The organism is Candidatus Thiodiazotropha endolucinida, assembly GCF_001715975.1.
GTDB lineage: Bacteria > Pseudomonadota > Gammaproteobacteria > Chromatiales > Chromatiaceae > Thiodiazotropha > Thiodiazotropha endolucinida.
The window spans coordinates 171,715-193,916 of record NZ_MARB01000005.1; the positions used below are offsets into that span (position 1 = coordinate 171,715).

Below are 22,202 nucleotides of genomic sequence, written 5' to 3' on the forward strand. Positions count from 1 at the left end.
TTGAATAATTACACCATTCTGTCAAACGATATGCCCATCGAGATCAGCAGTTGCTGCGCATTGCCTCCGGGCTCTGGCAGATGCATGCGTCAGGCTTGATTTGACGGGCTCATGTTGTTACAGAACCGGTTATATTACAAGGTTTAGCCGCTGTTACATGGCTCATACCCTGAACTCTGGCCCTGCGTGAGGGGTTTGCTCATTGCCTATTCTCCTCTACCATGTGCCATTTACTTACAATATGGCCACATATTTATGGATATAGTCTTCATCCGGGATCTGCGTGTCGATACCGTGATCGGAATCTATGATTGGGAGCGGAAGATCAGGCAGACAGTGATTTTTGATCTCGAAATGGGTGCCGATATCGCCAAAGCGGCGACCACTGATGACATAGAAGATACACTCGATTACAAAGCGGTGAGTAAACGTCTTGTCTCTTATGTCCGAGAGAGCGAATTTCAGCTGGTCGAGACCTTGGCGGAGCGTTGTGCCGGAATTGTTCTGCAAGAATTCAGGGTGCCCTGGGTTCGTCTGACCCTGAACAAGGTGGGCGCGGTCAGTGCCGCACGGGATGTAGGCGTGATAATCGAACGAGGTCACCGTGACTGATCGAGGGAGTGTGCATGCCTGGTTGAGTTTGGGCAGCAATATGGCGCCTGAGAACCATATTCCCCGGGCCCTGCGCGATCTTGAGGCGCTATTCGGTGAACTGCAGGTCTCCCCTATTTATGAAAGTGAGGCCGTCGGGCTTGAAGGCGATAATTTTCACAACCTGGTTGTGGGGATCTACACTGACCTTTCACCGAGAGCGCTGGTCGTGGAATTGCGGAAGCTGGAAGCACGTCACGGCAGAAGACGAACACCGGACAGGTTTGCTTCACGAACCCTGGATATCGATCTGCTGACCTATGGCGATCAGATTATCGATGATGGGTCGATTCAGTTGCCTCGGGATGAAATCGTGAAATATGCATTCGTCCTGCTGCCCCTGTCTGATGTGGCGGGTGATGAACTACACCCGCATTCAGGGCGAACTTATAGCCAGTTGTGGGATGCGTTTGACCAGTCGGATCAATCCCTGTGGCGCGTCGAGGGTCGGGTGCGGTGACGTCGGATCGCTATATGAGCCATGGGGTAAGTCATTGAATATGGCGTCGAGTAATCCTTATATTGCTGTATTATAAGCAAAAAAACCCTGGCACCCTATCCTTGGGCGCCAGGATCTCGTGTCGCAGTGATTGGTTGGCAATTGGTTCGATCCTTGCACATCCATGTACGTGTCTGCTATCCGTTGCTTCCTTGATGCGACGGTTATAATTCTAAGTGATTAACCTTAAAAAAAATGTAGGATTGATCTCAAATCAGCGTAGGACATTTCTTACACGGAGAGGCTTTTCAACTTGATTGTTCGACTGTTCTTTTGAAACAATCCGTCCCTCGTTCATAATCGGATCGATTGATAACCGACCGCATATTCCTGAGGAAGTATCCCCATGCCGCTGATCAGAGCATTTCCCGGACTGCGTCCTGCCGAAGGGCGGGCTGCCGATGTCGCCGCACCACCCTATGATGTCATGAACGAGGCTGAGGCCAGAGAGATGGTAGACGGCCGTCCGTGGAGCTTCCTGCATATTTCGAGGCCGGAAATAGATCTCCCGCAAGGTACCGACCCCTATGCATCGGAGGTCTATGCCAAGGCCGCTGAGAATCTGAAGGAGATGGAAAGGGAGGGAATCCTCATTCGGGACAAGAAGCCCTGTTTCTATGTCTACCGTCTGACGATGGGCGAGCATCAACAGACAGGGTTGGTGGCAGCTGCTTCGGTTGAAGCCTATGACCATGACCGTATCAAAAAGCATGAATTCACCCGCCCGGCGAAAGAGGATGACCGGGTGCGTCAGATCGATGCCCTGAATGCCCAGACGGGCCCCGTTTTTCTGGTCTATCCGAGCGCCGCAGCCGTGGAAGCCCTACTCAATGAGATATCGCAGACCCCCCCGGAGATGGACGTCACTGCCGCAGATGGAGTAAGGCACGAGATCTGGCCTTTGGATGATGAAGAGAAAGTGGCTAGGCTGACCCATGAATTTGATCGGATGGAGGCGCTCTATGTTGCTGATGGCCACCATCGATCCGCCGCGGGTTCGAGGGTTGCGGCTTCGAGGAAAGGGGCGAATAGCAGCCATACCGGGGATGAGGCCTACAACTACTTTCTGAGTGTCATCTTTCCGCACAATCAGATGCAGATCCTCGACTACAACAGGGTTGTGAAAGATCTGAACGGGCTGGATAAAGAGACTTTTCTCACTCGCATTGAAGCGGTTTTTCAATTGCAAACCAGTGATCAAGCCGTAAAACCCGAGCGGAGTGGTGAATTCGGCATGTATCTGGATGGACAGTGGTATCGCCTGCGTCTCGATGCGGCGAAGATCCCCAGTGATCCTGTTGCGCGTCTGGATGTCAGTCTTCTGGCAGACAATCTGATTGAGCCGATTCTTGGTATCTCCGATCCGCGCCGTGACAATCGAATCGATTTTGTCGGCGGGATCCGGGGTCTTTCCGGCTTGGAGCAACGGGTGGATTCCGGTGAGATGGCGGTTGCCTTCTCGCTTTTTCCCACCAGCATGGAGCAACTGATGGCGGTCGCGGATGCCGGTGAAGTCATGCCGCCCAAGTCGACCTGGTTTGAACCGAAATTAGCGGATGGACTGGTGAGTCACGTGCTTGATTGATTGCGATGGTCACTACCCGCAGCAGACTGCCGGAGGGGGATGGTGCCGATACGGCGGTTGTTGCCCGCTGGTTGGAGATGCTGCCTGCGGAGTTTGACGCAAAAGACCGGCAGATGCTGCGCAAGGCGGGGGATCTGGCCCTCAAGGCCAATCATGACAAGCGTATTCTGAGTGGGGAGACCCAATTAAGGCACGCCCTATCCATCGCAGAGATCCTGATCGATTTACGTATGGATCGTGAAACGGTTGCGGCGGCGCTTCTGCTGGATGTATTGAAGGATTCAACAGTTACCCTTGAGATATTGCAGCGTGAATTGGGTGAAAGCACTGCCCATATGGTGGATGACCTGACGCGCATCGATCTGCTGACCGATCTGTCCGTTGATGTCTCTGCTGATGATGAAGCACAACATGCGGAGAACCTGCGCCGTCTGTTGCTGGGTATCGCTGAAGATATCCGTGTAGTACTGGTGGTTGTGGCAGAGCAACTCCACCTGATGCGATCCGCACGCAGGCTATCTCCGGAACTGAGGCGTCGCCTGGCCCATGAGACAAAGGAGATCTATGCGCCATTGGCAAATCGATTGGGTATCTGGCAGGTCAAGTGGGAGCTTGAAGACCTGGCACTGCGCTTTCTCCATCCTGAGGAATACAAACGTATAGCCAGTCAACTGGATGGACGGCGCGCCGATCGGGAACAGTTCATTAAAGAGGTGATCGAACTGTTGCGCGAAAATTTTCAGGCTGTTGGCGTGAATGCGGAAATAAGCGGACGACCCAAGCATATCTACAGCATATGGCGCAAGATGCAGCGTAAAGCGGTGGATATCCAACAGATCTTCGATTTGCGGGCGGTGCGGGTATTGGTGGATGACATCGCTCAATGTTATGCGGCATTGGGCGTTGTACATGGATTGTGGAAACACATCCCCGGTGAATTCGATGACTATATTGCGACACCTAAGGCCAACCTTTATCGTTCCATTCACACCGCTGTTATCGGACCCGAGGATAAAACGCTGGAGGTGCAAATCCGTACGCGTGAGATGCATTTTCATTCGGAGCTGGGTGTGGCGGCACATTGGCGGTATAAGGAAAATGCCAAACAGGATAGCGATTTCGAACGAAGAATCGTCTGGATGAGGCAATGGCTTGAGAGAAAGGACGAGGGAGCGGATGGCGCTGCGCCAGGGGATGGGGCGGAGAGTGAACTTGAGGCGACGCGGATCTACGTTTTGACCCCAATGGGGAAAGTGGTAGAACTGCCCAAAGGTTCGACGTCACTCGATTTTGCCTACGCCATCCATACCGATGTAGGGCATCAGTGCCGGGGGGCGAGGGTGGATGGCCACATCGTGCAACTCAATCGCCCCTTACGCAGTGGTGAAACTGTCGAGATTCTAACTGCCAAGAATGGAACCCCGAGTCGCGACTGGATAAACCCGCATCTGGGTTATCTGCATTCATCGAAAGCGCGTAATCGGGTCAAGCAGTGGTTCAAACAACTCGACTATGACCACCATGTGGAGCTGGGCCGCGCAGCCTTGGAGCGTGAAATGACACGCCTGTCCATCAGTGAGAAGCCTGATCTTGAGGCGGCGGCAACAAAGCACAACCTGATGCATACGGAGGATGTCTACGCGGCGATAGGTCGTGGTGATCTGTCGCCCATCCAGGTCGCCGGCCTCGGCAGCCGGGCGAAGAACGAGTCGCGGGAAAAAGAGATGCCGGAAATCCACCGTAACCAGGCGGTGGTCAAGGGGGAGGTGGTGGTCGCCGGGGTCGGTGACCTGATGACCACTATCGGCCGCTGTTGTAAACCGGTTCCGTATGATCCGATAATCGGTTATGTCACCCGCGGGCGAGGGGTTACAATACATCGTTCCGACTGCCCGAATATCCGTGCCATAAAAAAAAGCGAGAGTGACCGTCTGGTTACAGTACACTGGAGTACGGAACAGCGGGAGACCAGCTATGCGGTGGATTTCCTGGTGATTGCCAGCGACAGAAAAGGCCTGTTGCGGGATATTTCGGCTATTCTGACCAACGAGGATATCGATGTCATCGGTGTCAACACCAGCAGTGACCGTAAAACCGATTCAGCCCGGATGCGTTTTACGGTTGAGGTGCGGGATATGGAACAATTGAGTCGTTTGCTGTCGAAAATCGAGCAGTTGCAGGATGTGAACTTGGTCAAAAGACAGATTTAGGTGGCACCTGAACCCATGGATTCAGGTGGCAGGTTTAGATTGCCAGTCCGCCATGTCGCCGCTAAACTAACGCTTTGTTATTTTATGCTTTTTCTCCTCCCCAAGTGTCAATAGATCAATATTGCGTAACCTGTTTTGGCTAACCAGAGAAAAATCACCAATCTTCTAGACCTTGATCTGCAGGGTATGGAGGCCTATTTCCTCGAAATGGGTTCCAAGGCATTTCATGGCAGAAATGTCTTCAAATGGATACATAAACATGGCGTAACCGAATTCGATGCCATGACCGATATCTCCAAACGCCTGCGTCAACAGCTGCAACAACAGGCATCTATTGAACTGCCGAAGCTGGTTTATGAACAACCCGCTACTGATGGCACCCGCAAATGGATTCTTGAGTTGCAGGATAGTCAGCGTATCGAAACTGTATTGATACCGGATGATGGAAGGAACACCCTTTGTGTCTCTTCTCAGGTGGGGTGTGCCCTCGATTGCAGCTTCTGCTCAACCGCCCGACAGGGTTTCAATCGTAATCTGAGCGTCGCGGAGATCATAGGGCAGGTGTGGGTTGCAAGTCGCAAATTGGGAGCGGCGCCGAGCAATATCGTGTTGATGGGAATGGGCGAGCCCCTGGCCAATCTCGACGCAGTCATCAGCGCCATGAAAATCATGCAGGATGATCTAGCCTATATGGTATCCAAGTATCGGGTTACCGTAAGTACATCGGGAATTGTACCGGCACTGAAAAGATTGCGGGAATCGTGCGATGTCAGTCTTGCAGTCTCCCTGCATGCCCCTGACAATGCGTTACGGGATAAATTGGTGCCGATTAATCGTAAATATCCATTGGAAGAGTTGATTCCCGCGTGCCGCGAATATGTCAAGGGGGACAAGCGCAGAAAAGTGACATGGGAGTATGTCATGCTGGAGGGTATAAACGACTCACTGCAACATGCCAAGGCATTGATCCGTCTGCTTGAAGGGACCCCTTCGAAGGTCAACTTGATTCCCTTCAATCCGTTTCCGGGTACACACTATCGCACATCACCGGCAGAGCGGGTGGAGGCTTTCCGGATGCGCCTCAAGCGCTCAGGCATTATCGCCACCACGCGTAAGACCCGCGGTGATGACATAGATGCCGCGTGCGGACAGCTGGTCGGCAAGGTCAGGGATCGGAGCAGCAGAGAGTTACGAATGGAGAAAACGGGCAACATCAAATTGGGTGTTTCATGAAGTCGATAGGCTGTTATCTACGTTATTTACTACCGGCAGTACTGCTTTTGAGCGGCTGTGCAACCCAGCCGCAAGCCACTGATGCCACCGGTAACCTGGGTCAGGAGAAACGCAATAGTCCGGCCAAGATCTATGTAGAGATGGGTATGGCCTATATGCGGGATGGCCAGTCAGCGGTGGCACTGCAGAAACTCAAGAAGGCATTGGAGATGGATGAGAAGTCCCCTGAAGCCCACAACGTGATCGGCATACTCTATCAGCAATTGGGTGAGATAGATCGGGCCGGCAAACATTATGACCGGGCAGTGGAACTGGATGCACGCGATCCATATATACGAAATGCGAGAGGAAGTTATTTCTGTCGTCTTGGTCGATATTCAGATGCCTTGGAGGACTTTGGGCAGGCCCTCGCCAATCCACTCTATCCCACGCCATGGGTGGCACTGACCAATGCCGGATTATGCGTTGAGCGTGCTGGTGACGAGGCCAAAGCTGAAAACTTCTACCGACGGGCGCTGACTGCCAGACCCACCTACCCCATAGCACTCTTCAAGATGGCGGAAATCTCAATGCAGCAGGAAAACGATCTTTCCGCGCGTGCCTATCTGGAGCGCTACCATGGCGAGGTTAAACCCACGGCTGCCTCTCTTTGGTTGGGTGTACAGGTAGAGAAACGGCTTAGAGACATGGGCAAAAGCACCGAATATAGAAGAAGGCTGCTGAAGGATTTTCCGGATGCGCCTGAGGTCCAGTTGCTCTACCAAGCTGAAAAAAGCCGATGAATGTCACAAGTAAAGACGACACAGAGATGACCCCGGAGGTCGTCATTGGGCCTGGCACCCAACTGCGTAAGGCGAGAGAGCGACAAGGTCTGGATCAGGCAAAAATGGCAGCGCAATTGCACTTGAGTCAGGCAATGATAGCTGCCCTTGAGTCAGATGATTACGATAATCTGCCCGGCCCCGTTTTTGTCCAGGGCTACCTGCGTAAATACGCCAGACTGCTTGGCGTCAATGAGGGAGCGGTTATCGAAGCCTATCAGAGTCTGTTACCAGCATCGAATGATCTGCCTATGCATAGGGCGCAGACGCAGAATTTTGGTCGTGAGCTGCACAGTGGTCATGGGGTTATGCGTTATGTGACCTGGGGTATTCTGTTGATACTCGCCGTATTGGTCTTCTTCTGGTGGCAGACCCGTGTGGAAATGGAGGAGCCTGCCGCCCTTCCAGCGGAAGAGCAGGTTGAATCAACTATCCTGGATCCGCTCCTCGATCAGGAAATTCAGCAACCGGTACCTGCTGTTGAGGAGGAAGTGTCACAACCGCCATCGCCATCGCCATCGCCATCGCCATCGCCATCGCCATCGCCATCGGAACAACTGGTCGAAGAGTCGGAACAGGTGTTGAATCAGATCGAAGAAGTTCTCTCGACCTCCGATCAACCGCCCTCACCGGCGGGCGGCCTGCAGCAACCTGTTGAAACAGAGCAGCCCGGCCCGGTGATTGTGCCGGTGCAGGAGGAGGAACCAGCCGAAGAGGTGGCCCCTATACTGTCAAAAAAGGTGGTGTTCCTGTTCAGCGAATCCTGTTGGGCCGAGGTGCGTGATCGGGATGGTAAACTGCGCATCTTTGGCGAACTGGGTTCTGGTAAACGTCGAACACTGGATAGCCAGCTTGGTCCATTTTCCGTTTTACTGGGTAATGCGCCCGGTGTGGAGTTGACCATCGATGGCGAACCTTTCGATCTCAAGCCATTTACCCGGGGTAAGGTGGCGCGATTCAATCTGGATCCGAACCGGCTGTAACCGATCCTAGATCAAATCCACAGATCCGTGTTACCCTTCACCGTTTTATTCGAACCAGTCCTATTTCACGCCCTGTAATCTGAATTCTATGGCAAAGCAGATCCAAGCCATACGCGGGATGAAGGATATCCTGCCGCAACAGTCGCCGCTCTGGCAGTTTCTCGAAGACCGAGTGCGTTCGGTACTCAGCCGTTACGGCTATGCCGAAATCCGTATGCCCATCGTCGAGATGACCGAACTGTTCAAACGCTCCATTGGCGAGGTTACCGATATTGTCGAGAAGGAGATGTATACTTTCGCCGATCGTAACGGTGACAGCCTGACGCTGCGACCGGAAGGTACCGCGGGTTGTGTGCGGGCCGGTCTGGAAAACGGTCTGATTTTCAATCAGACACAGCGGCTCTGGTATCAGGGGCCGATGTTTCGACACGAGCGACCACAAAAGGGGCGCTACCGTCAGTTCCATCAGATAGGTGTTGAGGCCTTCGGCCTGGCGGGTCCGGATATCGACCTCGAACTGATTTTGATCACTGCCCGGATATGGCGTGAATTGGGGCTGCGGGATCTGGAATTACAGCTCAATACCTTGGGTACATCCGAGGAGCGGGCCAACTATCGTGATCAGCTGATCGTCTATTTGCGCGAGCGTTTCGATGAGCTCGATGAAGACAGCCAGCGCCGCTTGGAGAGTAATCCGCTGCGTATTCTCGACAGCAAGAATCCTCGGATGGCATCTGTGATAGAGGATGCGCCCAGCCTCATGGAGTATCTCGGGGATCAATCAATGGCGCATTTCGATCGCCTTCGACAGGGCCTTGACGATGCCGGGGTGGGTTATCGGCTAAATCCCCGGCTGGTGCGCGGATTGGACTACTACAGTCGGACGGTATTTGAGTGGGTGACGCAGAGTCTGGGTGCCCAAGGCACAGTGTGTGCCGGTGGACGTTTTGACGGATTGGTCGGGCAGCTGGGTGGAAGAGCGACACCCGCGGTCGGTTTTGCCATGGGGCTTGAGCGATTGATAGCCATGTTGGAGACGCTCGATTTGAAAGAACAACTGCCCGTTCCCGATGTCTACCTGGTGATGATGGGGGACAGGGCATCCCGAGAAGGCGTATTGCTAGCCGAGCGGTTGCGCAGCGCACTGCCGACACTGCGTCTCATCAGTCACTGCGGGGGCGGTACATTCAAGAATCAATTGAAGAAAACGGATCGGAGCCAGGCCCGCTATGCACTCGTTCTCGGCGAGGACGAGGTTGCACGTCGGGAGATTGGCCTTAAACCGATGCGAAGTGAAGGCAAGCAGGAGCAGATAGCATTGTCTCAATTGGAGACCAGGCTTGCAGAGTTGATTAATCGAGGACAATGATTAACAGGCCCTAGTATAGGACACTACACTCGTTGCTTGAGTAACACGATAAACGATGAGTCAATTAAGGTATGCACTATGAGTGAGTATCAGACCGAAGAAGAACAGGTCGAGGCGATTAAACGCTGGTGGAAAGAGAACGGTACCTCAGTGATTGCCGGATTGGTGATTGGACTGGGTGGCGTCTTCGGCTGGCAGGCCTGGGGTAACTACAAGGATAGAATCGGCGCCGAAGCGGCACTGGCCTTCAATCAGATGGTGGCGGCGGTGGACCGGGGGGATAAACCGTCGGCGGTCAAGCAGGCGGAATTGATGCGCAGCAACTATGACAACAGCTATGCCATATTCGCCGCGATGGCCGAGGCGAGGGTCAAACTCGATCAGGGGGATGCGGCTACGGCTATCTCCCGTCTGGAGTGGGCCAGTGAGAATGCGGACAACCCGTCACTGAAACAGCTGGTGCAACTCAGTCTGGCCAGGGTTCTGCTAAATGAGGGAGAGCTTGATGCTGCCGAAAAACAGGTTGCGTCGGAACAGGGTGGATTCGCCGGTGAGTTCGCTGTGATCCGGGGGGATATCGCCTTTGCCAGGGGCGACAAGGCTGCCGCGGCAGAAGCATACACCCAGGCCATGACCCTGGAGGTCAGCAACCGGAATCTGCTGCAGATGAAACTCGACGATCTCGCTGCCACAACCCCTTGAGGCTGAGATGAGATACACCATTTTCTGGCCCTTGCTGTTACTGCTCGCAGGCTGTAGCGCCTTCAGCGGTAAAGATAATGCGGATCCACCGTCCGAACTGGTGGAGTTTGAGCCAGAGCTGCGTATCGAAACCCTATGGGATAAAGGATTTGATGACTCAGATGACACCCTGCTCAAGCTCAAACCTGTTTACAGCAACGGCATGCTCTATATCGCGGAGCCCTCTGGAGAGGTGTCGTCCCTCGATCCAGAGACAGGAGAGCGGCACTGGTCGGTGGATACCGATAGCCCGCTCAGCGGAGGTCCTGGTGTCGCGGATGGATTGATCGCAGTCGGTACACTGGAAGCGGAATTGATCCTGCTGGACGGTGAAGATGGCGGAGAGAGATGGCGGCAGCGTGTGAGCAGCGATGTCCTCTCGTCGCCTGCCGTTAATGACGGTAATGTGGTCTGCCGCACCACTGATGGTGGTGTCACCGCCTACACAACAGATAGTGGTGAAAAACGCTGGGTATATGATCGCACTGTCCCGGTATTGACGCTACGCGGTGACAGTTCTCCGTTGGTCAGCGATTCCCAAGTGCTGGCCGGTTTTGCCGGCGGTAAGTTTGTCGGGCTCTCCCTCGATTCAGGTCTGGTGAATTGGGAGGCGACAATTTCGACGCCAAAGGGACGTACGGAGTTGGAGCGGGTCGTCGATATCGATGCAGATCCCGTACTGGTGGAGGGTACCCTCTACGTCTCGGCTTATCAGGGGGATGTGGCTGCTGTTTCCGAGTCCAGCGGTGTCGTGCTGTGGCGGCGTGACATCTCCTCCCATGCCGGGCTTGATGCCAGTTGGCGTCAGGTATTCATTACCGACGCGGAAGACCATATCTGGTCACTGGATGCCACCAATGGGGCCACCCTGTGGCAGCAGAAAAAGCTGCATGCGCGCAAGCTCTCCGCTCCCGCAATGGTGGGCGACACCCTTGTGGTGGGAGATTTCGACGGCTATGTTCACTGGCTTTCCCAGGAGGATGGACGGCAGCTGGCCCGCATCAGGGTCGGAGGCGATGCCATCCGCCTTAAACCTCTGGTGATCGACGAAATTGTCTATGTATTGGATGAGGGGGGAACCCTGAGCGCTCTCAGAGCTCACCCGATCGAGGCCGAGCGCCGCTGATATGTTGCCGGTCATCGCCCTGGTCGGACGACCCAACGTGGGAAAATCGACCCTCTTCAATCGATTGACCCGCAGCCGGGATGCCCTGGTTGCCGATCAGCCCGGACTGACCCGGGATCGTAAATACGGTACCGGCAAGTTGGGCAAGCATCCCTTCGTGGTGGTGGACACAGGCGGCATCAGCGGCGATCAGATAGGCATTGATCAATTGATGGAGCAGCAGGTCAGGCAGGCGATTGGCGAAGCCGATCATATTCTGTTTCTGCTCGATGCCAAAGAGGGATGTACCGCCGGTGATGAGGCGATCGCCCAACAACTGCGCCGTACCGGTAAGCCAGTCACCCTTGCGGTCAACAAGAGCGAGGGGATGGAGGGTGATATTGCTGCCAGCGATTTCTACCGCTTGGGTTTCAACCAACTCCACACCATCGCGGCAGTACATGGCCGGGGTGTGCGCAGCCTCATCGATGAGGTGCTCGACTCCCTGCCTCTTACGGAGGATGCGGGGCCTCCGGATCGGGGGGGTATCCTGATCGCAGTGGTCGGCCGTCCCAATGTGGGTAAATCGACACTGGTCAACCGCATGCTGGGTGAAGAACGTGTCGTCGCTTTCGATCAGCCCGGCACGACAAGGGATAGCATCTATATTCCATTCAACCGCAATGATCGACACTATACCCTCATCGATACCGCCGGCGTAAGGCGCCGCTCTCGTATCAAGGAAGCGATAGAGAAGTTCAGTATCATCAAGACGCTGCAGTCGATTGAAGAGGCCAATGTTGTACTGATGGTGGTTGACGCCCGCCAGGGCATAGGTGAGCAGGATGCCAATCTTGCGGGACATGTGCTCGAGAGTGGCAGGGCGCTGATCCTGGTGATCAACAAATGGGATGGATTGAGCGATGAACAGCGGGAGAGTGTCAGGAGTGAGATCGATCGTAAACTGCCATTTCTCAATTTTGCCAGGCACCATTACATATCCGCGTTGCATGGATCCGGTGTGGGTGGCCTGTTCGATCTGGTAGAACGGGTCTATGCCAACGCCATGAGCGATCTACCGACGCCTGAACTGACACGTCTGCTCGAAACGCTGGTCCAGGAACATCAGCCGCCGCAGGTGCATGGGCGGCGTATCAAACTTCGCTATGCCCACCAGGGGGGGAAAAATCCACCCTTGATCGTCATTCACGGTAACCAGACAGAACAGGTTCCCGACAGCTACAAACGATATCTCGTGGGTCGCTTTCGTAAAGCACTGAGGTTGGACGGCACACCGATCCGAATCGAGTTCCGTTCCGGTGACAATCCCTACCAGGGCAAGCGAAACAAGCTCACCAAACGTCAGATACAGAAGCGTCAGCGACTCAAGCAATTCGTGACGCGCAAACGGTGAGCCGATTCGATGAAGGCGAAATCCTTAGCCTACGAGGAGAAGCTGGAAGCGCTGCTGGTCCAGTCGGGTGTCGATCGGCTTGATGTGCAACACCAGCAGTTCCTCAGGCACCGCTCCCTCGAATTCCGATTTACTCAGCAACAGCTTCGACAGCTCAGTGATATCGCTGTCGATCTGGTGATGTGGGGAGAGCGGCCGCTGTATGAAATCTGGCCTGAGATAGAGACAACCAAACTGGATCCCAAGCAACGGCGACAAAGACTTCTGCAGCTAATGCAGCAGCATTGGCGGCAATTGCAACAGACGCCCAAACATTATCCACCATTACCGGTTACAGACGGGCAGGCTGCACAGCGCATCAGACGCATCGACAGCGATAAGGACAAGTTGGCTCTTGGCCCCTGTCCTGTGGCATCGACACGGACCCGCTGCTGCAACCTGATGACCCTGGATGCGGTGGAGAACTGCGGATTCGATTGCAGTTACTGCAGTATTCAATCCTTCTATCATGGCGATGAGGTGCGATTTGACAGGCAGTTTGCGCAGAAGCTGGCAAAACTCGAGCTCGATCCCGAGCGTATCTATCATATCGGTACCGGCCAGTCATCGGATTCGCTGATGTGGGGCAACCATGGGGGGATGCTTGATGCATTGCTCGATTTCGCTCACCGTCATCCGAATGTCATCCTGGAGTTGAAGAGCAAATCGAAAAATATTAATCACCTGATGAAGGCGGATCTGCCTCCCAATCTGCTCTGTACCTGGTCTCTCAACACCCCGACGTTGATTGCCCATGAGGAGCGCCTTACCGCATCGATGGAGGATCGCCTGAATGCAGCACGCCGAGTGGCGGATCGTGGGGCGTTGGTCGGCTTTCATTTCCACCCCATGATTCACTATGCGGATTGGCGAGAGGATTATGGAAACCTGTTTCAACAACTGACGGAACAATTCTCCGCAGATGAGGTGGCTCTGGTTTCACTGGGCACCCTGACCTACATTAAACCTGTGATCAGGCAGCTGCGGGCTCGCAGCGGCTTTAGCAGCAAGATACTGCAGATGCCGATGGTGGAGAGCGATGGCAAACTCTCCTATCCCCGGTCGATCAAGGAAGAGATGTTCAGCTTCGCATATCGGTCTCTTCAACTCTGGCACGATGAGGTCTTTTTCTATCTATGCATGGAAAACCAGCGTCTGTGGCAAACTGTATTCGGCTTCGATTATCCATCGAATCAAGCCTTTGAAGAGGCGATGAAGCAGGCCTATCTTAACAAGATCCATAACAGGGAAAAGCGGGATGGGTAGTAGTGATCTATTGGTGGGGTTGAGTTTCTTCTGTTATCTGCTGACGCTGCTGATCATCGGCGTCGTTGCTTGGCGTCGAACCAGAAACCTCTCCGATTTCGTTTTGGGTGGCAGAAGCCTGGGAAGTTGGGTGACCGCGCTGAGTGCCAGTGCCTCCGATATGAGTGGCTGGTTGCTGCTCGGTTTGCCGGGATATGCCTACCTGGCAGGCCTTGAGTCTTTCTGGCTTGCCCTGGGATTGTTGATCGGTACCTGGCTCAACTGGCGTTTGGTGGCGGCTCGTCTGCGTATCGCGTCCGAAATGTCTGGCAATGCGCTTACCCTGCCTGAATATCTATCGAACAGATTCAACGATGCCAGCGGCTTGATCAGGATCTCTTCCTCCTTTTTTATCTTGCTGTTCTTCCTCTTCTACACGAGCTCGGGGCTTGTCGCAGGTGGCAAACTTTTCGAGGCGGTATTCGGCCTGCCCTATCTTTGGGCGGTCGCATCCGGCGCGTTGATCATCATTCTATACACCGCCTTCGGCGGTTTTCTTGCCGTCTCCTGGACCGATCTATTTCAGGGGCTGTTGATGTTGCTGGCGCTAGTGACCATACCGCTCTATGTGCTGGTTGAAATCGGTGGATTGGAAGGCTTCCTGTCAACCATTGAAGGCAGTAATGCAGAACTGCTCAATCCTATGACGGACAGCAACGGGGAGCCACTCGGCGTGATCGCTATCGTCTCCCTGATGGCATGGGGACTCGGTTATTTCGGACAGCCCCACATCCTGGCGCGTTTCAAGGCCATTAAACAGAGCGACTTCGTGCCCAAGGCGCAGCGTATCGCTGTGAGCTGGGTGTTTATCACCCTGACGGCCGCCACTCTGTCCGGCCTGGTGGGCATTCCCATCTTTGAAACTCCCCTGGAGGATGCGGAAAAGGTTTTTATCCGCTTGGTCGATCTGCTGTTTCATCCCCTGGTGGCCGGGGTCTGTCTGGCCGCTATTCTCGCTGCCATAATGAGTACTGCCGATTCACAGCTACTGGTCTCCTCCAGCACCTTTACCGGCGATCTCTATCGTCTTTTATTGCGTAAACGTGCAAGCGAGGCTGAACTGGTAATCGTCGGTCGTTTGGCAGTGCTGTCAATCGCCTTGATCGCCTTCCTGCTGGCATTGGATAGCGAGAGCAGGGTGCTCGACCTGGTCTCCTATGCCTGGGCCGGATTTGGTGCGGCCTTCGGTCCGGCGGTACTTCTCTCTCTCTACTGGAAAGGGATGAATCGATGGGGCGCATTGGCCGGTATCCTAAGTGGTGGTTTGACTGTGGTGTTGTGGAAACCACTGCAAGGCGGCCTGTTTGATCTTTACGAAATCGTTCCCGGATTTCTTATTTCGTTAGCGATGATTGTGCTGGTCAGCAGACTTACATCATCAAGGCTGTATACGGCTAAGTGAATAAATACCCTCCGTAATCCTCACGGCAGCCGATCCTTCCATGAAATATTGTGGATTTCAACTGGCGGAGATATCTGCATGGCATCCCGTGCAATCGGTGTTTTCAAAATAAACAGCATTTAATAAAACATTGTTAAATATAGGAATCTTGTGCATGAGATCACTGTGTGTATAGACGAATAGTGTGATAGTGGAATTCAGCTTCGGCAGGGAACGAGTGCGAGCATGTATTGCAACGGAAAGTACAAAGGTAAACAGGAGTGACCATGGGAAGACGGGGAGAACACAGCAAATTAGAAATTGAGTGTATGGCCCTTGAGGCCGCGGAGACAATCATTGAAAACGAGGGTTATGCCGGCCTCTCCGCGCGCAAGGTTGCAACAGCCATTGGCTATACGGTTGGCAGCCTCTATTTCGTATTCAGGAATCTTGACGAACTGGTGCTTCGTATTAACGGGCGAACCCTGGATCAGCTCTATGCCGCCCTGATCAATGCGTTAGCCGACTGCCGGTACCCGCAACGCTGTCTTTTAGCGCTGGGTACGGCATATCTGGACTTTGCTGCACAGCATCCCCACCGTTGGCGCATGATTTTTGAACACCGACCGCGGGATGAAGATACCTCTACGGAAATTAACAAGGAGAAGATGGAGCGCTGCTACGAATTGGTCGAGAAGCAACTGAAGGCATTGGCCGCCCGACCCGAGGAAGAGATCGTACTGGCTGCCAGAGCTCTTTGGAGCAGTGTGCATGGCATTGCCGCAATGACCATCACCCGAAATCCACATGCCGAGGATGTCCAATTGGCTCATCAGCTCAGTATGAATCTGATCACTCACTATCTCACCGGTCTGAGCACGACTGATTTCAGTAACGTGATCATGCAAACGGCCGGTCGAGCAGTCGACTACCCAAAATGATCCTCATCCCAGACAGGGTGCGGATACGGAATATCTGATAGCCTGTCTGTTTCATTTTCAGCTGTCTGGCGCAAACGAACCTGGCGGCACCTTGCTGTGCCGCAGGTGCCGCTGACCGGATTGGTGATCCCATCGACCCGAATGCATGTAAGGCCTGTAGTGGCCGGCTCAAAACCCAGCAAAATGCTTGGTATATCGATTCGATTTTCGTGTAGAATCCACCGCCAGTAGTTTTTGAGAACATATGCCGGACCCTTAAAGTCCGCAGCAGGAGTAACTGACGATGTCCGAATTGACACAAGATTCTGTAAAAGAGGCCATTAAGGGGTATGTGGAACCTCACCTTGAGAAGGATCTGGTAACCGCCAAGGCGATCAAAGGCGTTGAGATTGAGGGTGGCAAGGTTGCTATTGCAGTTGAGCTGGGCTTTCCTGCAAGAGGCTGCATTGAAGGTATTTCTTCAGCCGTGCGCGAAAAGGTCGAAGCACTACCCGGTGTAGAGAGCGTCGATGTCACTATCAGTTCAAAGGTCGTTGCCCACTCTGTGCAGAAAGCGCTCAAGCCGATCGACAACATCAAGAACATCATTGCTGTTGCATCCGGAAAAGGGGGCGTCGGTAAATCCACAACAGCGGTCAATCTGGCCCTGGCCCTGGCTGAAGAGGGTGCCAAGGTAGGGGTGCTCGATGCGGATATCTATGGGCCGTCTCAGCCCCGCATGCTGGGTATCAACGGTAAGCCGGAATCGAAGGACGGCAAGACCCTGGAGCCGATGCAGGGCTATGGCATGCAGGCGATGTCGATCGGGTTTCTGATTGATGAAGAGACGCCTATGATCTGGCGTGGACCTATGGTTACCCAGGCCCTAGAGCAATTACTGAACGATACCAATTGGGACAGTCTCGACTATCTGGTTGTGGACCTCCCCCCCGGTACCGGTGATACACAACTGACCTTGGCGCAAAAGGTGCCGGTGTCCGGCGCCGTCATTGTTACCACCCCCCAGGACATTGCCCTGCTGGATGCGCGCAAGGGTTTAAAGATGTTCGAGAAAGTGGAGGTTCCGGTGCTTGGGATCGTGGAGAACATGAGTATCCATATCTGCTCAAACTGTGGACATGAAGAGCATATCTTCGGTCAGGGCGGTGGCTCATCCATGGCCGAACAGTACAAAGTGGATCTGTTGGGCGCGCTGCCGCTCGATATCCGTATCCGGGAAGAGACCGACGGCGGTAAACCGACGGTCGTTGCCGAACCCGAATCGCGCATTTCTCAGATCTACCGCGAAATTGCCCGTAAAACCGCGGCCAAGCTCTCTCTGCAGGCCAAGGATTATGCGGCCAAGTTTCCGAATATTGTGATTCAGAACAACTGATGACGATGCCATTGGGTCATACCGGGAATTACTTTTTCGGTACGACCGAGGCTTCGTATGGCCCCTGCTGATATGTTTGGAATGCCCGGGAGGTCGATGGCACGCTTATCGAGACTTCCTGCTGAATAATTCCCTGACGGTGTTAAAGTCGATCAATCTTTTACCCAAGGTTTCTCAGGCGATAGTGCCTGCCATCTGTTTATGATGCCGCAGAACAATTTTGCGGTCTGTTGTGTGTCATAGATTGCTGAGTGGGCCTCACTACTGTCCCAATCGAGGCCGGCGGCCTTCGCCGCTTTTGCGAGCACGGTTTGGCCATAGGCCGCGCCTGCCAGGGTGACGGTGTCGAAGGTGCTGAAGGGATGGAAGGGATTGCGCTTGATACCGGATCGCTCAACGGCAGCATTGAGGAAACCGAGATCAAAAAATGCGTTGTGGCCGACCAGGATCGCTCTTTTACAACCGCTTGCCTTGACCGCCTTGCGGATGGGGGCAAAGATAAGACGCAGGGCCTCCTTCTCAGGCAGGGCGTCGCGAAACGGGTGTTGTGGATCGATACCGGTGAATTCGAGTGCCTTGGGGTCGATATTGGCACCTTCAAACGGGATCAGATGATAGGCATGGGTCTCAGCGGGGTAGAGCATGCCCAGTTGATCCATGGCGATCGTAGTGGCGGCAATTTCCAGCAATGCATCATTGGTAGAATCGAATCCACCGGTCTCCACATCGACGACCACTGGCAGGTATCCGCGAAATCGTTGCGCCATGGCGCTGTTGTAGTTGACCTCATTCATTGACTAAGGATAAAGAAAGGTAGTGTTTTTTTCGACACTTTTTCATACATCCCACAACACCTTGAATCTTCTGACCAGAGATAGGCAATACTCCCAATGGCTGGCTTTGATCGGTTCAGTGTCAGTAAACTGCCCTATAGATTGTTACACTTTTCATTTCACCTGCGGTCTATCAGGCTGATATGATGTCGCACTTAGCCACCCCTATGCGTTAAACAAGAGTAAGGTCGTGGTGATTCATGCTCCCACGAATAAGGGTGTAGATTCCCGGCCAAACAATGAGCTTGATAGCTGTGAGTAAAAGGATTGTCATTATCAGTCTGCTGCTGTTGTTTCTAACAGGTTGTGCCAGCATGCAGAACAAGCACCCCACGGATCCGCTGGAGTCGATCAATCGTGGGGTCGATGAATTCAACCAGGAGTTTGATAAGGTGGTGGCAAAACCGGTAGCTAAAGGCTATCGGGTTGTGACTCCTTCGGTGTTGGATTTGGGGATCACTAATTTTTTCAATAATCTCGCGGATGTGCCATCTGCGGTCAATAATCTTCTGCAACTCAAACCCACGCATGCATTGACCGATATTGGGCGTGTCTGTATCAATACGACACTGGGTATTTTCGGATTGTTCGATGTGGCATCCGATATGGGCCTGCCCAACTACAAGGAGGATTTGGGGCAAACCCTGGGATTTTGGGGTATGGGGGATACGCCCTATCTGGTCATGCCTTTCCTGGGGCCCACCACGCTACGTGATCTGATAGGCCTGGTCGGTGACACCTGGATGAATCCGATCAGCTATCCAAGTCAGGATACCTACTATGCCCTGACGACCCTGCGACTCATAGATGTTCGTGCCGATTTACTCGAGGCAGGGGATGTTCTGGATGAGGCGGCAGTCGATCGATATGCATTCCAGAGGGAGTTTTACCTGCAGAAAAGAGATTCGCAGATAAAAGACGGCCCCAACCACATGGATGAAGACGATCTGTTCGACGATACTTTTTTCGATGAAGAGGAGCCCCTGTTCGAAGAGGACGAGTAGCGTTGCTCAGCGGACCAGTTGCCAGTTGACAGATTCCCCACTACCCAAAGGGACAACACGATCCTGACCGAACTGGTAACTCTCCGGGATACTCCACTTTTTCTTCGCCAGGGTGATTGTATCCCGGTTTCTGGGCAGGCCGTAGAAATCCGGACCGAACAGGCTGGCGAAACCCTCTAACCTGTCGAGTGCGTTGGCCCGTTCGAATATCTCCGCATAGAGTTCAATCGCGGCATGTGCGGTGTAACACCCCGCGCAGCCACATGCGCACTCCTTGGCGTGTTGAGGATGCGGAGCGCTGTCCGTCCCGAGGAAGAAATGGGACTCACCGCTGGTTGCAGCCTCGATCAATGCACTTTGGTGGCTCTCCCGTTTCAATATCGGCAGGCAGTAGTAGTGGGGACGAATGCCGCCGACCAGCATGGCGTTACGATTGTAGAGCAGATGCTGTACGGTGATGGTGGCTCCGACAGTGCCTTCATTGGCACGCACGAAATCGACGGCCTGCCGAGTGGTGATGTGCTCGAAAACCATGGGCAGGGCTGGAAAGTCCCGTGTTAGAGGACGCAGATGACGATCGATAAAGACCTGCTCACGATCGAAGATATCCACATCCGGATCGGTCACTTCGGCGTGAATCAGCAGTGGGAGTCCCTCCCTCTGCATTGTCTCCAGCACAGGATAAAGCTTGCGTATGTCCGTGACACCAGCGTCCGAGTGGGTTGTCGCACCCGCTGGGTATAGTTTTATCCCTTTGATTATCTGACTTTTTTTCGCCACAATCACCTCATCGCTGGTGAGGCGATCAGTCATGTAGAGGGTCATCAGAGGAGTAAAGTCACTGTTATGCGGGAGTGCAGAGAGTATGCGATCCCGATAGGCCATGGCCATGGCCGTAGTGGTGACTGGCGGTTTCAGATTGGGCATCACGATCGCGCGAGCGAATCGTTCTGCGGTATGGGCCACTACGGATTTAATGGCCTCGTCATCACGCAGATGCAGGTGCCAGTCGTCTGGTCTGATAAGGGTGATTTGCATGGATTGCTGTTTCAGTCTGCTTTAGGGTTTCTGGTCTTGTTAGAAAATGACTATTTAAATTTTTTCCACAATTAAAAATCGCAATTTGTTAAATTAAGTAATTTCTAATATTCTATATCTCGAAAGCTGCGCTGTATCTGCTTTCTCAAATTACATCATGATTACATTCTATCTCGAGGAGAGTGAATAATGAAAAAGATCATTCAAGCTTCTGCAGCTGCTGCACTGATCGTAGCTTCCGCTTCTGCTTCCGCATGGTGGGGCGGCCCAGGTTGGGGCAACCGTGGCTGGGGTAACGACGGTTGGGGCGACGGCTGGGGCGATGGCTCCGGGGACTTCAGCTTTGGTATGAGTGGCAGTGCCCGCGGTTCCGGTTACGGTCGTGGCAACAACTACTATCGCGACTACTATGGCTACGGTCCCTATGGCTATGGCGCACCTTATGGTTATGGCGCTCCCTATGGCTATGGCTACCCGCCTGTAGCACCTGCTGCCCCGGCTGCTCCTGCTGCCCCGGCTGCTCCCGCTAAGTAAATTGATTAGAACTTAATCACAGGGAATCCTCGGCACAGGGACGTGCATAGGCAGTCAGCGTGGTTTTACACTAAAAAACTCTGGGTACGAAAAAATGAAAAAGATTTCTATCATTGCTGCGGCAATCGCCATGGCAGCCTCATCGGCAACCGTCAACGCCTGGTGGGGTAACGATTGGAGCGACGATTTCTTTGGCGACGGTTTCGGTGCTGGTGATTTCGACTTCAATTTCAACATGCATGCACGTGGCAGCGGTTATGGCCGTGGCTACAATAACTATCGCAATTATTATGGACATGGCCCTTATGGTTATACGCCATATGGTTATGCACCTGTGGTTCCAGCTCTGAGTGAAGAGCAGAAAGCTGCTATGGAAGAGCAGCAGAAGGCCTTTGCCGAGCAACAGAAGGCCTTTGCCGAACAGCAGCAAAAGGCATTCGAGCAGGCTGTTGCCGCCCAACGTGAGTATGCAGAAAAGTACAGTGCCGATCCTCGTGCCGCTATGGAAGCTGAAATGAAGGCTTTCCAGGAACAGATGCAGGCTCAGCGTGCACAGATGCAATCGCGTTTTAACAACAGGGCACCTGCCAGACCTGAAATGCCTGAAGCCATCTCAAAGCGTATGGAAGAGTCTCAGGCTCGCCGTGACGAGATGATTAAAGAGATGGAAACCCGTCGCGCAGAGGCCATGAAGATGATGGAAGAGCACCGTAATGTTGCCATGGAGCGCAAACCTTTCGAAATGCCGGTGTTCGAGACTCGCAAAGATATCTAAGCAGAGTAAATCTGCAGGCCCAAAAAAGGCGCTTCCGGGATAACCGGCAGCGCCTTTTTTATTGTTGGGAGGCTGTATTGATATGCGCAGGTTGAGAAGTCCGCCTTTGATGCGTGCAACATCCTGTCTGTCATCAGGAGGGTCGTGACAAGACCGGTGGGAGTGTTGGGTATTGCCAGACCTTATGTAGCCGGCATGCCAGACAGAGGATAGTTAAATAACAATAAAAACAGGGAATTAAGTTAGATAAATAATCCGCTAAGAACGCTGAAAAATAACCCATCTTGTTGTATATTACTTCAATCAATCCAAACTATTGGCAATTCAAATAGTTTCTTTTAGCCATATGAGATAGCTCATAGTCTC

20 protein-coding genes are annotated in these 22,202 nt (G+C 53.4%); 18 read left to right on the top strand and 2 right to left on the bottom strand.

Annotated features, from left to right (window positions below; translation table 11 throughout):
- Positions 1-255: 255 nt before the first annotated feature.
- The 15 genes from folB to apbC all read left to right on the top strand — a co-directional run bounded on the left by folB (position 256) and on the right by apbC (position 17,652).
- Positions 256-612, top strand: coding sequence for a dihydroneopterin aldolase (gene folB, locus CODIS_RS05795; protein ID WP_069122095.1), 357 nt, complete (start codon positions 256-258; stop codon positions 610-612).
- A complete protein-coding gene (folK, locus tag CODIS_RS05800; protein WP_268805692.1) occupies positions 605-1,111 on the top strand; it encodes a 2-amino-4-hydroxy-6-hydroxymethyldihydropteridine diphosphokinase in 507 nt (168 codons plus the stop codon). The genes folB and folK overlap by 8 nt, the downstream gene beginning before the upstream one ends.
- Positions 1,112-1,496: 385 nt before the next feature.
- Positions 1,497-2,735 (top strand): DUF1015 domain-containing protein, encoded by a 1,239-nt coding sequence (locus tag CODIS_RS05805; RefSeq protein WP_069122098.1) that lies wholly within the window; start codon positions 1,497-1,499, stop codon positions 2,733-2,735.
- A gap of 5 nt (positions 2,736-2,740) precedes the next feature.
- A complete protein-coding gene (locus tag CODIS_RS05810; RefSeq protein WP_069122100.1) occupies positions 2,741-4,945 on the top strand; it encodes a RelA/SpoT family protein in 2,205 nt (734 codons plus the stop codon).
- Between the two features lie 135 nt (positions 4,946-5,080).
- On the top strand, positions 5,081-6,178 hold the full coding sequence (rlmN, locus tag CODIS_RS05815; protein WP_069122101.1) for a dual-specificity RNA methyltransferase RlmN: 1,098 nt from the start codon (positions 5,081-5,083) through the stop codon (positions 6,176-6,178).
- The gene (gene pilW, locus CODIS_RS05820) at positions 6,175-6,960 is read left to right on the top strand and encodes a type IV pilus biogenesis/stability protein PilW (protein WP_069122102.1); all 786 of its coding nucleotides are present in this window, start codon (positions 6,175-6,177) and stop codon (positions 6,958-6,960) included. Before rlmN ends, pilW begins: the two co-directional genes overlap by 4 nt.
- Positions 6,957-7,982 (top strand): helix-turn-helix domain-containing protein, encoded by a 1,026-nt coding sequence (locus CODIS_RS05825; RefSeq protein ID WP_069122104.1) that lies wholly within the window; start codon positions 6,957-6,959, stop codon positions 7,980-7,982. The genes pilW and CODIS_RS05825 overlap by 4 nt, the downstream gene beginning before the upstream one ends.
- An 88-nt stretch (positions 7,983-8,070) precedes the next feature.
- Positions 8,071-9,351, top strand: coding sequence for a histidine--tRNA ligase (hisS, locus tag CODIS_RS05830; RefSeq protein WP_069122107.1), 1,281 nt, complete (start codon positions 8,071-8,073; stop codon positions 9,349-9,351).
- 78 nt (positions 9,352-9,429) lie between these two features.
- Complete coding sequence (locus CODIS_RS05835; protein ID WP_069122109.1) at positions 9,430-10,053, top strand: YfgM family protein; 624 nt, start codon at positions 9,430-9,432, stop codon at positions 10,051-10,053.
- A gap of 7 nt (positions 10,054-10,060) precedes the next feature.
- Entirely contained in the window at positions 10,061-11,218 is a 1,158-nt protein-coding gene (gene bamB, locus CODIS_RS05840; RefSeq protein ID WP_069122112.1) for an outer membrane protein assembly factor BamB, read from the top strand.
- A 1-nt stretch (position 11,219) separates the two neighbouring features.
- Complete coding sequence (gene der, locus CODIS_RS05845) at positions 11,220-12,611, top strand: ribosome biogenesis GTPase Der (RefSeq protein WP_069122118.1); 1,392 nt, start codon at positions 11,220-11,222, stop codon at positions 12,609-12,611.
- 9 nt (positions 12,612-12,620) lie between these two features.
- A complete protein-coding gene (locus tag CODIS_RS05850) occupies positions 12,621-13,916 on the top strand; it encodes an SPL family radical SAM protein (protein ID WP_069122121.1) in 1,296 nt (431 codons plus the stop codon).
- Positions 13,909-15,357 carry a sodium/proline symporter PutP gene (putP, locus tag CODIS_RS05855; RefSeq protein ID WP_069122124.1) on the top strand — a complete coding sequence of 483 codons (1,449 nt, stop codon included), beginning with the start codon at positions 13,909-13,911 and terminating at the stop codon, positions 15,355-15,357. The genes CODIS_RS05850 and putP overlap by 8 nt, the downstream gene beginning before the upstream one ends.
- Positions 15,358-15,623: 266 nt before the next feature.
- Positions 15,624-16,277, top strand: a complete 654-nt coding sequence (locus CODIS_RS05860; RefSeq protein WP_069122129.1) for a TetR/AcrR family transcriptional regulator — start codon at positions 15,624-15,626, stop codon at positions 16,275-16,277.
- Between the two features lie 283 nt (positions 16,278-16,560).
- Positions 16,561-17,652, top strand: coding sequence for an iron-sulfur cluster carrier protein ApbC (gene apbC, locus CODIS_RS05865; protein WP_069122131.1), 1,092 nt, complete (start codon positions 16,561-16,563; stop codon positions 17,650-17,652).
- A gap of 152 nt (positions 17,653-17,804) precedes the next feature.
- Here apbC and rnt read toward each other — a convergent pair whose 3' ends face one another.
- On the bottom strand, positions 17,805-18,446 hold the full coding sequence (rnt, locus tag CODIS_RS05870) for a ribonuclease T (RefSeq protein ID WP_069122134.1): 642 nt from the start codon (positions 18,444-18,446) through the stop codon (positions 17,805-17,807).
- A 293-nt stretch (positions 18,447-18,739) separates the two neighbouring features.
- On the opposite strand from rnt, the gene CODIS_RS05875 reads away from it, so the two are divergent.
- Positions 18,740-19,489 carry an MlaA family lipoprotein gene (locus CODIS_RS05875; RefSeq protein ID WP_235615140.1) on the top strand — a complete coding sequence of 250 codons (750 nt, stop codon included), beginning with the start codon at positions 18,740-18,742 and terminating at the stop codon, positions 19,487-19,489.
- Between the two features lie 6 nt (positions 19,490-19,495).
- Here CODIS_RS05875 and pyrC read toward each other — a convergent pair whose 3' ends face one another.
- On the bottom strand, positions 19,496-20,527 hold the full coding sequence (gene pyrC, locus CODIS_RS05880; RefSeq protein WP_069122143.1) for a dihydroorotase: 1,032 nt from the start codon (positions 20,525-20,527) through the stop codon (positions 19,496-19,498).
- A gap of 189 nt (positions 20,528-20,716) precedes the next feature.
- Here pyrC and CODIS_RS05885 point away from each other — a divergent pair, with 189 nt between their 5' ends.
- Both CODIS_RS05885 and CODIS_RS21500 read left to right on the top strand, forming a co-directional pair.
- On the top strand, positions 20,717-21,061 hold the full coding sequence (locus tag CODIS_RS05885) for a sulfur globule family protein (RefSeq protein ID WP_069122146.1): 345 nt from the start codon (positions 20,717-20,719) through the stop codon (positions 21,059-21,061).
- 94 nt (positions 21,062-21,155) lie between these two features.
- Positions 21,156-21,836, top strand: a complete 681-nt coding sequence (locus tag CODIS_RS21500) for a sulfur globule family protein (protein ID WP_069122148.1) — start codon at positions 21,156-21,158, stop codon at positions 21,834-21,836.
- Positions 21,837-22,202: the final 366 nt, after the last annotated feature.